This window comes from Acinetobacter thutiue (genome assembly GCF_030385805.1).
Classification (GTDB): Bacteria; Pseudomonadota; Gammaproteobacteria; order Pseudomonadales; family Moraxellaceae; genus Acinetobacter; species Acinetobacter corruptisaponis.
This window is the reverse complement of the sequence record NZ_JAUDZE010000004.1, coordinates 264,146-275,998: the sequence shown is the minus strand read 5'-3', so window position 1 is coordinate 275,998 and position 11,853 is coordinate 264,146. Positions and strand designations below refer to the sequence as shown.

Genomic DNA, 11,853 nt, shown 5'->3' with positions numbered 1-11,853 from the left:
TAACATGTCAGCTAAAGACGTAAAATTTGGTGATTCAGCTCGCTCAAAAATGATTGCAGGCGTAAACGTTCTTGCAGATGCGGTAAAAGTAACTTTAGGTCCTAAAGGCCGTAACGTTGTCATTGACCGTTCTTTCGGCGCACCGCACATCACTAAAGATGGTGTTACTGTTGCGAAAGAAATTTCATTAAAAGACAAGTTTGAAAACATGGGTGCTCAACTTGTTCGTGAAGTTTCTTCTAAAACCAATGACATTGCAGGTGATGGTACAACAACTGCAACTGTACTTGCTCAAGCAATCTTAAACGAAGGGATCAAGTCAGTAACTGCTGGTATGAACCCAATGGACTTGAAACGTGGTATCGACATCGCAGTGAGAACTGTGGTTGAAAATATCCGTACTAATGCTAAACCTGCTGATGACTTCAAGGCGATTGAACAAGTAGGTTCGATCTCTGCAAACTCTGACACCACTGTGGGTAAATTGATTGCGCAAGCAATGGAAAAAGTGGGTAAAGAGGGTGTGATCACTGTAGAAGAAGGTTCTGGCTTCGAAGACGCTTTAGACGTTGTAGAAGGCATGCAGTTCGACCGTGGTTATATCTCTCCATACTTTGCAAACAAGCAAGATACCCTAACTGCTGAACTTGAAAACCCATTCATTCTTCTTGTTGATAAAAAAATCAGCAATATTCGTGAATTGATCACGGTATTGGAAGCGGTTGCTAAAACAGGTAAACCACTTCTCATCATTGCAGAAGATGTTGAAGGTGAAGCGCTTGCAACATTAGTTGTAAACAACATGCGCGGTATCATCAAAGTATGTGCAGTGAAAGCGCCTGGTTTTGGTGACCGTCGTAAAGCAATGCTTCAAGACATCGCGATCTTGACTGGCGCAACCGTGATTTCTGAAGAAGTAGGTATGTCTTTAGAGCAAGCTTCTCTTCAAGATTTAGGTACTGCGCACAAAATCACCGTATCTAAAGAAAACACTGTGATTGTTGATGGTGCTGGCAATGCAGAGCAAATCGCTGAACGTGTTCAACAGATCCGTGCGCAAATTGAAGAGTCAACTTCTGAATACGACAAAGAAAAACTTCAGGAACGCGTTGCTAAATTAGCTGGCGGTGTGGCAGTCATCAAAATTGGTGCTGCAACTGAAGTGGAAATGAAAGAGAAGAAAGACCGTGTAGACGATGCACTTCATGCAACGCGTGCCGCAGTTGAAGAAGGTGTGGTTGCTGGTGGTGGTGTTGCGCTGGTACGTGCGGTTAATGCATTAGATGGCCTAAAGGGCGCGAATGAAGACCAAACAGCAGGTATCAACATTTTACGCCGTGCGATTGAAGCGCCACTTCGTCAGATCGTTGCCAATGCGGGTGATGAGCCATCTGTTGTAATCAACGCTGTTAAAGCGGGTGAGGGTAACTTCGGTTATAACGCTGCAACTGGCGAATATGGCGATATGCTGGAAATGGGTATTCTTGACCCTGCTAAAGTAACCCGTTCAGCACTTGAACATGCAGCTTCTGTTGCTGGTTTGATGTTGACGACCGAGGCAATGATTACTGATATCCCAGAAGATAAACCAGCTGCTCCAGATATGGGCGGAATGGGTGGTATGGGCGGAATGATGTAAACCGCTCATATGTAGTTTAAGTTATTGTAATTTAATAATATTTAAACCAAGTTTGTTAAACTTACTCATAATGTTACTCACATTCGAGTTTGTTACAAAAAAGGTCACAAATTTTATTTGTGACCTTTTTAATTTTATAGATCTACTATATCTCTTAAAAACTAAAGTCATCATATTAGATAAGAATTTAACTATTGGATGAATGAAAATATTGAAAAAATACGCCTGAGAAAAATCAGGCGTTTTTGACTTAGAACAACAGCTATTTCATTCTGACGTAAGAATGGAGTTTTCCTCATGAATAATACAGGAAAGGACATAGCTATTAAGCCAGTAATTTTTACGTCCATCTTTGATTGGTCTTGTCACGCGGCCAGTTTTAATTCGATCATATAGCTCCTTTTCTGAAATATTCATGCGCAAAGCGAATTCGGCAGTAGATACTCGACGTTCGGTATTAGTTAGGTCTATAGATACAGCCATTAAATATCTCTTTCAATAAAGTTTTAAGAGAAAACCTCTTAAAATAAAGGCTATCAGAATATTAAAAAAAAAGATGAGATATGTTTAAAAACTCAAAAAAAAGATGAGATATGTTTAAAAAAATCAAAAAAACTTATTTTTTTATTATATCAGTAAATAATCTTTTGTTAGCTGTAGGTAATAACAACGTTGACTACTCAGCTCATTTAAAATAAATGAGCTAAACGTATACTGCTTTATCTTTTAATTTATAATTCATTTTTAAAAGGATTTTTAGGGTCAGAAAAAATAATGTTTTTTTATCGTTAAAGTTTCTACCTTGCTCTGAAAATTTAAATTCGTCAATTTCTGATTCTATAAATAATTCTTTACTAAAATAATTTTTAGTCTGATAAAGCTCTATCATCTTAAGTGTAATATCCAGATAATTCATTTCAACATCTTTAGATTTTAAAAATGATATAAGCACACTGCCAAGAAAAAACTTCTCATGATTTTCTTTCTTTCGATCTTTTATCTTCTGATTTCTTTGCTGATATGAATTTCTGAAAGAGTTTTTAATCTCATCATGTGCTTTTTGTTTAATTTCATTGGGAATTTTTTTATTGTAATTTTTTAACATTTTTAATGCGATTTCTCTTTTTTCATCAGTCTGAAAAAAGTGTTCTTCATATCCGCAAAAATCAACGATATCATTTTCAATATCAGAGCGATCACTCTTTGCGATTGTGCAGATAAAGTCTATTAACTTTTCAAGTTTTTGTAATTCTAAAATTTTGTGATATTTATTTTTTAATCTTTTTGTGTTTTCTTCGGTAAATTGATTTGCTGTTTTCGATTGAATTAATTGGAGCACCAACTCATCTGAATGAGTACGTCTTGCTATCTGTTTTAAGTGTTTTTCAACTCTTAAAGTTATTTCATTCACTGTTAATTTAACTCTAGCCATTTTTAAACCATCTTTATTTAAGAAAATGTTGGTATATCACAGAGTCTAAAAAAAAATCGCCATATGTTGAGTTTTTCAAAAAATACTACTCTTCTGTTAATTTGAGCTGTTAATTTATGGCTGTTAATAGTGGGACAGATAAAAAATCTTTTTTGCGAATGCAAAAAAGATTTTTTATATCTCGTATCCGTGTCTTTTTAAATTTCACTTCGCTCTCATTTAAAAGACACTTCTCCTCGTGCTGCGCAGCCTGTTAATTTTTAAGTCTATGATTATTAATGATTATAGGGTGTTACTCATATGATTTATTGGTGTTACTCATATTTTTCAAAGGGTGTTACTCTTATATTTTGATTCTGTTACACATATTTTATAAATCTCTTATATGACTGTTTTTATTTATAAAAATTGATATTTTTTGTTTTTTATCGTCTGTTACTCTTATTTTTGAGTTTTGTTACTCGTGCAATTTTATTGAATGTGTGTTTTTTGATTGAAATTTAAGTTTTTTTCATTTTTCTTCACGAAACTCATCATGAATTTTTAAAATTTTGTAGGATCCGATATTCCAAATTAATCAATATCGGAGATAGAAATGTATTATTTTCATTTATGCCACAATGTCAAAGGTGATAGTCAAAAGAAATTGATTGACGATCATTCAAAATATCGACTATCAAAAAGTGCTTATCATTATATTACTCGTACTTTATATTTTTCTAAGCATAAGAGTAAGGTTGAGGAGCTTGAATATTGTGCTTCATATCATATGCCGGAATGGATCGATAATCATCCCGATCAGTTTTGGTATGCGGCAGATAAATATACAAGTGTGACTAGACGAACATCATCCCACATTACAATTGCTTTACCAAAAGAATTGGATAAAAATCGCCGTATAGAATTATCTGAAAGACTAATGCAAGAGTTTTGTGGTCAATATGAAATGCCATCTACCATTGCAATTCATAATCATGTTGCAGCTCTTGATGGAAGCTCAGCGCAGCCACATTTACATTTATTGTTTTCAGAAAAAAGTATGATGGATAATATTCAACGTTCCCCAGAAAATTTTTTTAAGCAATATCGTCAAAAAAATCCTGATAAAGGCGGTGCATTAAAAATTACAGCTGATGTGCTTGGATTTGGTCGTAATATATTATTTCACTACCGAACAAAAACTGAAGAAATAATAAATGAATTTTTAGAAAAATATGCACCAATAAAAATGGTAGAAATCTATGGTGTTAAATTAGAGGTGAGTAATACAGTATCATGCTTATCAAATGAAGATTATAATAAAAAATATGGAACTAAGTTAAAGGATGTTCCTAAAATCCCTCGGGAAATTTTTTATAGTGCTAATCCTGAAGATCAGGAAAAGGTAGCAGAATATAGAAAGTTGATTAAAGAAATTCGTCAAAATAATCTGTATGAAATTTATAAAAAAGAATATGAATTAGAATTATCTAAAAAACATGAACAGCAACATGAAAGTAATCATATTCTAGAAAAATCAGATAAAGATGACTTTGACCTCTAATTCATGATGATTCATAAGACCACGGACGGTTATCTCCGATGAGCAAGTTCAATGGATTTAATCAGTCTTTGTTCAACCTTTGATTTAATCAAATGATCCATCTATGAACTTTAATAGATGGATCATTTGAAATTGGTCTTAGTACGATTTGACCTACTTCTTTAAATAATTTTCCATTTGCAATTGCTCAAGTTGATGCCATTGATAGCGCTCATGTCCTGCAAAATTCTGTTTGATATATGCAATATGTTGAAGAATCCGCTTCTGATACTTTAAGAGTTGTTGAATACTTTGATCATCATAATCAATATCTACACGTTGCTGCCTGAGTGCTTGATAAAAGCAGCGGTAATTCATATCCATATTTTCTAACGTTTCTTTTGATGCAGTAGGGTGGAGTGGTTGGCTCAATCCTTTTACTGAATAAGATTCACACGTGACAAAGTTGGGGCGCAGAAGGGATTCTTTTGCCACTTTTAATGTTGGTTTAACCACATTTGATTTAACCTTGATATTTTGAAATTTCTGTTGAATTGAATTCATTAACATGGATGATTGGACGGCTTGAGCAGGTTTCTCCAAAGGTAGTGTGACTACGACTTGATCGGGAGCTGGGACGATCTCGTTAGGCTGATTGCTTTGCTCATTGTTCACAGCCATGAGCTGTTTCAATTTTTTATAGTTAATCCTATAGAAATTAGTTTGTAGCCATTTATTTTGTGCCAATTTTTCAATGACTAAAATTCCATCTTGCTTTAACTTTGCGACAATTCGTTTAATCGTTGATAAGCTATAAACGCCAAGCGTCGTTTGCCACTGTTAGTAGCTATGGAACCAATACTTTTTTCCATTAAAAATTTTCCCCTCGTTATTTTCTAAGCAATAATGCAATTTCTGTAGAAAATTGGCGGCTGCAACGCCATACGCTTTTGCAAGCGTAGGCGAAGCAATTAAAGGATAGTCTCCCGAAATCAGAAGATTGTTATTCTTCTTAGCCTTTGACATGACCAGCTCCAAACAGCACACACTGTGCGCGCTCAATCAACTTGTGACGTTGATGCGTACGGAATGCCCACAGAGAGGAGAGGTTATTATTTTGATTAAGCTTTGCGACTTCAATGATTTGCTCATCATTCATTTCATGCATACATTCACGGATGATCTGATGTGCTTGTTCAAGCTCTTTGAGCAAGGAATTTGCAGTATCAACAGCAATATAAAGATTGGCTAGTGTCTGACGCTGAGGATTTGAAATAGATTTGCCAAGTTCAACAATAAGTTGAGAGGCTTGTTTTTTAGGTGTGCAAGTGTTTGCACCATGAAGAATGGCGTTCATAGCAGTAGTCCTAGATAAGTTTTAACACTTACCATCATTACTTCTCACGGTAATGGTGGCAGCAAGACAGGGGTGAGAATACTGAATCTAGGATCAGCCAACCTTACGGTTGCCCTGCAAGCTGCCATAATGACTGCTGAACAGTAGACAAAAAAATAGCCGCTAGTGCGACATTAATTTGCACCTAGATTGTATCAGGTTCTCACGCCTGAACACAGATTTTGCTGTGTAATACTGGGTTAGCTGGGTATACCTTAACCTGTCAACGATCCAATTCAATCTTTTTACATATCTTAACATTAAATAATGTATTGATTAACCTGAAGATATTTTGGATTGCTGACGGCTAGGAAACTGGTTGTCAGAAGTATTTATACACGATGGTCATTGTTCAATGTTTATTCTTTTTCACATTTTGGGCAATCAGCTAAATAAGGAGTAGAAGATGGTAAATCATAAAATCGAGTGTGATTGCTCATAGTATAATAATGGGATGAATTCACCATCGATTGGATGTAGCTATTGCTAGAATCATTTTTATATCGGGTTGTGTAGCAAGTGGACTCATCCAATGCAATGACCTCACCATTACCAAATCAATATAAATGAATTCAATATGGAAAGGTGAATTTTGGGAGATTTATTGATTCATTTTATTCTTTAATTTTAATAAAGAAGAACAGTTCATTTTAGGCTTATCCAATATACCAAAATGAATGGATTGATGGGTTCAATTTGAGCTTATGGAAAAAATCAAGGACTTAACTGATCATTAGGATAAAGTGCTGGCATAGGATAAGAGAGGAGATTTGATTTTCGTCAAAAATATAAAGAAGAAAGAACTAAAAGTTTTATTATAGGAAAGGCGAGATTGTTCTAAGCTGAGAAAGATGCCAGTAAGGCATCTTTCTGTGACCCCAGTCTGCTAAGACAAAAATAAAATATTAACTATTTGATAAAAATAGAATAAATATTTATTCTAATTCCAATTTGTATTTAAAGATTAAGTAGATAACTTAAAATTGTAATAAATTTAAATTGCTTTGGATACAAAAAATTACAATTAGTCCAGTTTGGCTTCTGTTTCAGCACACTTTTGTTGAAGTGGTAATCTTCAGATTGACTCAATACAGACTTAATTTTATCATGCACTTGCTGGCCCTCATGGTCAGTCGGTTTTAGCAGACCGTTGATCCGGCACAGAAAATAGTCCGTCTATTTTTTGTGAACCCTCTCGTCCCTCTTTTTCTCTATGATAGGGCGGAAGGGGGACATCCTTGTGATGTGCTGGTTCCTTGGATCCCAGTCTGCTAACCCCTTTTCGTCCTGTCACCATTATTTAGCAGTAATTGACAGGGCTTCTTAGATTCAAGGAGTTCGTTATGTCACATTCATATTTTCTCATTTGTGCTTCACCACCTGTTCAATCCTGTTGTGCCTTTCAACGGGGGCTAGACGGCTAACTTTTATTATTCGTCTGTATTAAAAAAACATTTTACAAGAACAATCCAACGGTGGATGGCTAAATCACGCCTATAAAAAAATAGACCTTTTTATACTTATATCTGCTGGTGATTGTAAATTGCATTGAACATGCGGGGAACAACCATGACTGAATTAACGAAACCTAAAATCATTCCAATCGAAAACCGTCCTCAGAAATCCAAGCTCTTTTTAAAATGTGTGGTGCTGCCGATTGTGATCTTTCTGATTATCGCCAAACTCTTTTCTTTTGGATGGTTTGGCTACTTTTTCTTTGGCTTTGACCTATTCTGGTTTGTGATCATTTACTATCTCTATGAATATGGAAATACCTACTTTGATGGGATGACCGAACAGCTTAAACGTCAGGGTGAAACCTTTAATTATCAAAACCGTGGTGTCTGGATAAACAGTCGGGACAAAACCATCATCCTGTTTGATCAGCCTGATCAACGTCTAGTGAAATATCCATTTGACTACATTACCTCTGTGGGTCATTACAATCTGGTTGAAGACCGCTTCAGAACGACAACCACGGTGATCAGTAACCCAATGATAGGGACTCATGTTAATCAACAAGTCCATCGGACACCGATAAAGCGTGAGTTTCAGGTCAATATTGGAACACGGGATCAATTTAAGCCAAATTACAGCCTTAAAGTGCTGTTTCCTTGGCGTAGCCCTCAAATGGCCAGTGAAATCCGTCAATTATTATCGGCTGATCATTATCAATAACAATATATAAATACTAGGCAGTTAATCAGATGATTTCAAAAACGTTTATGCCATCAGTTCTGATGATGGCAATCAGTACTGTAATGCTCGGATGTGGTGGTGGCGGTAGTTCAAGTGGAGATTCCAGTTCATCCAATGGCGGTGGAACGGATAATCCAGATAATGGCAATCCAATCCCTAAGCCCGTGACCTGTGTTGAAAGCCAATATCTGGAAGAGGGTGTATGTAAAAACAAGGTAGTGCAGAATATTCAGTCACTACCATTCAGTACGCTGATTCAAGGTCAACGCTATCCATTATCGCTGCAAACAGATCAAGGTCTAGTAGTAACGTTTAGCAGTAACACACCCAACATCTGTAGTGTAAGTGGCGGTGAACTTAAAGCGCATAAAGTCGGTCAATGTAATCTGGTATTGACACAGGCAGGGACGGCAAAAGTTCTAGCACTGAATAGCAGCATGACCGTCAATGTGAGTTGTGCGGCTGAGCAATATCTAGAAAATAATGTGTGCGTGAATAAGCTCAAGCAAACCATTACCCCACTAAAAATCAAATATATCCTGACGGAGAGTGTGTATTCACTGGATACGGAATCCAGTGCCAAACTACCTGTCACGATTAGCAGCCTTTCTTCATCAACCTGTACCTATAGTCAGGGGGAACTCAAAGGGATTGGTGCAGGGTTATGTACCCTTAAACTTACTCAAGAGGGGGATGCTAAAACACTGGCAGCAGAGAGTAAAACCATCAGCTTTGATGTGTTTAAAGCTTCATCTATGGGTGATGCACCCGATATCAATAACTGTTATGCAGGTAAGCTCAGAGCAAAGTTTAGAAATGAGTTTTTACATGAGCTCAATACGGTTCGTGCCTTGCATGGGTTGCCAAGTATTACATACGATTATGCCCATGAAGATGAGATGATGCAGACTGCCCTGATTCTTGCGGCAAACAACATCTTGACTCATTACCCTGAAGCGACCACAAACTGCTATTCAGATATTGGTGCAGTGGGTGCAAAAACCAGTAGTTTGGAAATGGGGGTAAGACAGAATAAATATGACTATTCACCTGCCGAAAGCATTACAAATATGGTGCATGACAAATTAAATCTGTTTGCAGGAGATGTGGGGCATCGCCTCTGGATGCTGAATCCTTTCTTACAAAAATCGGCGTATGGTTCAGTTAATGCGCCATCATTTAAAGATACCCGATTCCCTTATGTGGTCGGTACGTCCTACAAAGTGGTTTATCCCTTCGACAATCCAACCACTGCACCACTCGGTGTGATTGCCTATCCCTACCACAACTATCCAGCCAAATATTATATGGCGGGTTCAATTCTCTCGATTTCAGTTTTAACCGATCAAAAGAATTTCTTTGCCAATAGAAATGTGGATTACGCCAAAGCCACTGTTGTTGTCACTGAACGAAGTAGTGGAGCTAAACAAAAGATCAGCAACATTCGCTATGAAAATATAGGTGTTCCTAACCATATCCAGTTTAACTTTGACGATTTAAAACTGAACGTGATCTACGATGTCAAACTCAGCAATGTTTTGGTGAATGGTCAGCCAAAGGAATATTCTTACTGGTTTAAAGTCGATGAAAAATAAAGGATAGCAATCAAATGAAAAGATTAATGTTTAACCTTGTTGTAGTCATCAGTACCCTATACTGAATGTGCAGGATTGTTCTTTTCCAAAAATGGTAAAGATACTGCCATGTATGCTGAATTAGGGCAATGTCAGGATCCTTTGCCATTTCAGGTTAGATGACAAAACTTAAGCATCAATCAAATTTTTCAACCTCGTAGTTTTTATATTAGAGTCAAAAGCATTAATAAGCATGACGTAGAACTGACTCACATCTCAACAACTTGGGATGACTCGAAAGATGATACGTTGGGTTATTATTTTAAGTGGGTTGAGCAATTAATAACTTAGGAAAGGTGAGTTGGTAAAAATTAGAGAGAAATATTTTGATTTACAGGTTTACTTTTTTAAAAAATTAAATCAAGCAAACCTGATTTTATTAGAGGATAATATTTATTAGCACTATTGTTTAGTTAAATTTAATAAATATAGTTGATTATATATAAAATAATATGGATTCAATTTAAGTTTGTTTAAAATACAAATTAGATTAAATTATTTTTTTATAAAAACAGAAAAAAATTGCTGAATATAAAAACAATCTTTACAATTCATTCCATAAACTTGTTTTTAACAAAAAATCACAAATTAGTAACGAACTGGGGTAAGTAATGAGTAATAAAGAAATGAATACGCGTACACAAGAGCAAATGTGGGCAGTTGAACAGCTTGAGCCAAAACTTTTGCTTTCAGCTGATTTAATGCCAAGTGTACATGAAATTTCGGGGAGTATTGATAAGCCTGGTGAACAAAAACAATATGAGTTTGTAGTAACTGAAAAAACAAAATTCTTTTTTGATGGGGTTGAAGGAACAAAATTCAATTGGTCCTTGAAAGGTAAGGAATTTGGACAAAACTTTTCAACAGTTGAGCTTTCACAAGACAGTCATAAATTTTTAGATCTTGTGCCAGATACATACCAATTAACAGTTGATGGAGAAGATGACAAAACTGGAAGCTATTCTTTTAGAATATTTGGTGAAAGTGCAGCACTAGCATTATTAGCAAATCAACAAACCAATATAAAGCTTGATCCATCAAGTCAAGCTGTTTTATATAAAATAGATTTAAGCAAAGGCGATAGAGTATTTTTTGAGAATCAAATTAGTAACGCTACATGGAGCATTTTTGATCAAGATGCTCAGATAGTTAAAAATAGACTTGATACTTCAGACAATCAAGGATTTGAAGTTTCAAAAGGTGGAACTTATTGGCTATCTATAGATAGTACTGGTAGTTCTAATATTTTAGAAAGTAGTTTCGTTTTACATGTATCAAAACCTGAACTTACTACATTGAATTTGAATGAAAAAAAAGAAATCATCTTTAATAAACCATTTGAGTCAAAGCAACTTTCTTTTACTCTCGAGAAAGATCAATGGATTGGTTTTGATCAGCTGACACAGGGATTGGAGAATACGGAATGGCTGATCAAAGATGAGAATAGTAACACTATTTTTTCAGAAGAAAGTACAACCCAAAGCGATAATATTATACCTCCAAAACTCTTAAAATCTGGAAAATATATTTTAGAATTTAATAGTCTAAATAATGTTATTGGAAAAATAAGTTTTGTTTTAAAATCAAGCTCTAAAGTTGATCATACAATTGATGATACAAATAAAAGTTTAATATTAAATAATAATGAAAATGAATCAAAATTTATAAAAATAAATAATGGTAATAATGATTTGGTTTCATTAATATCTGAAAGGTATATGTCAGAGATTGAGCATGCTAAGTATATAGATCTAGAAAATATTTCTGAAAAATTAATTGAATCTAATGTCTCCATAAATGGATATGAGTTATTTGAATTACAGTTAAATAAAAATGATAAGCTTTCTTTTGAAAAAGATCAAGAAGATACTTTGATCCGTATTTTTGATAAAGATGGGAATGAAGTTATAAAATCAAATAGTAATGAATTAAATTTCAATGCTATTAATACTGGTCTATATTACATGGGAGTAAGTACTAATCAAAATAGTAATTATAATATCAATGAAAGATCTGAAAATGAAAATAATA

The 11,853-nt window shown here is 35.1% G+C and carries 6 protein-coding genes and 4 pseudogenes; 6 read left to right on the top strand and 4 right to left on the bottom strand.

The genetic code is table 11. From position 1 onward, the window contains the following. The first annotated feature begins 4 nt into the window (after nucleotides 1-4). On the top strand, nucleotides 5-1,639 hold the full coding sequence (groL, locus tag QTA56_RS11345) for a chaperonin GroEL (RefSeq protein WP_004674885.1): 1,635 nt from the start codon (nucleotides 5-7) through the stop codon (nucleotides 1,637-1,639). 267 nt (nucleotides 1,640-1,906) lie between these two features. Here the strand turns inward: groL and QTA56_RS11340 are convergent, their stop codons facing one another. Continuing rightward, nucleotides 1,907-2,122, bottom strand: a complete 216-nt coding sequence (locus QTA56_RS11340) for a hypothetical protein (protein ID WP_004996635.1) — start codon at nucleotides 2,120-2,122, stop codon at nucleotides 1,907-1,909. Nucleotides 2,123-2,370: 248 nt separating this feature from the next. Further along, nucleotides 2,371-3,071, bottom strand: a pseudogene (locus tag QTA56_RS11335) (hypothetical protein). 595 nt (nucleotides 3,072-3,666) lie between these two features. Here QTA56_RS11335 and QTA56_RS11330 point away from each other — a divergent pair. Next, on the top strand, nucleotides 3,667-4,614 hold the full coding sequence (locus QTA56_RS11330; protein WP_267981055.1) for a MobA/MobL family protein: 948 nt from the start codon (nucleotides 3,667-3,669) through the stop codon (nucleotides 4,612-4,614). A 153-nt stretch (nucleotides 4,615-4,767) separates the two neighbouring features. Here QTA56_RS11330 and QTA56_RS11325 read toward each other — a convergent pair. Both QTA56_RS11325 and QTA56_RS11320 read right to left on the bottom strand, forming a co-directional pair. Continuing rightward, nucleotides 4,768-5,619: pseudogene (locus QTA56_RS11325) on the bottom strand (hypothetical protein). Next, the gene (locus QTA56_RS11320) at nucleotides 5,606-5,950 is read right to left on the bottom strand and encodes a hypothetical protein (protein WP_267981054.1); all 345 of its coding nucleotides are present in this window, start codon (nucleotides 5,948-5,950) and stop codon (nucleotides 5,606-5,608) included. The pseudogene QTA56_RS11325 and the gene QTA56_RS11320 overlap by 14 nt, the downstream one beginning before the upstream one ends. 1,608 nt (nucleotides 5,951-7,558) lie before the next feature. Here QTA56_RS11320 and QTA56_RS11315 point away from each other — a divergent pair. The 4 genes and pseudogenes from QTA56_RS11315 to QTA56_RS18265 form a co-directional block, all read left to right on the top strand. After that, nucleotides 7,559-8,167 (top strand): hypothetical protein, encoded by a 609-nt coding sequence (locus tag QTA56_RS11315; protein ID WP_267981053.1) that lies wholly within the window; start codon nucleotides 7,559-7,561, stop codon nucleotides 8,165-8,167. A 29-nt stretch (nucleotides 8,168-8,196) separates the two neighbouring features. Beyond that, the gene (locus QTA56_RS11310; RefSeq protein WP_267981052.1) at nucleotides 8,197-9,783 is read left to right on the top strand and encodes a CAP domain-containing protein; all 1,587 of its coding nucleotides are present in this window, start codon (nucleotides 8,197-8,199) and stop codon (nucleotides 9,781-9,783) included. A 51-nt stretch (nucleotides 9,784-9,834) separates the two neighbouring features. Beyond that, nucleotides 9,835-10,113, top strand: a pseudogene (locus tag QTA56_RS18325) (hypothetical protein); the annotation flags it as partial. A 320-nt stretch (nucleotides 10,114-10,433) separates the two neighbouring features. Beyond that, a pseudogene (locus QTA56_RS18265) lies at nucleotides 10,434-10,538 on the top strand (LEPR-XLL domain-containing protein); the annotation flags it as partial. Nucleotides 10,539-11,853: the final 1,315 nt, after the last annotated feature.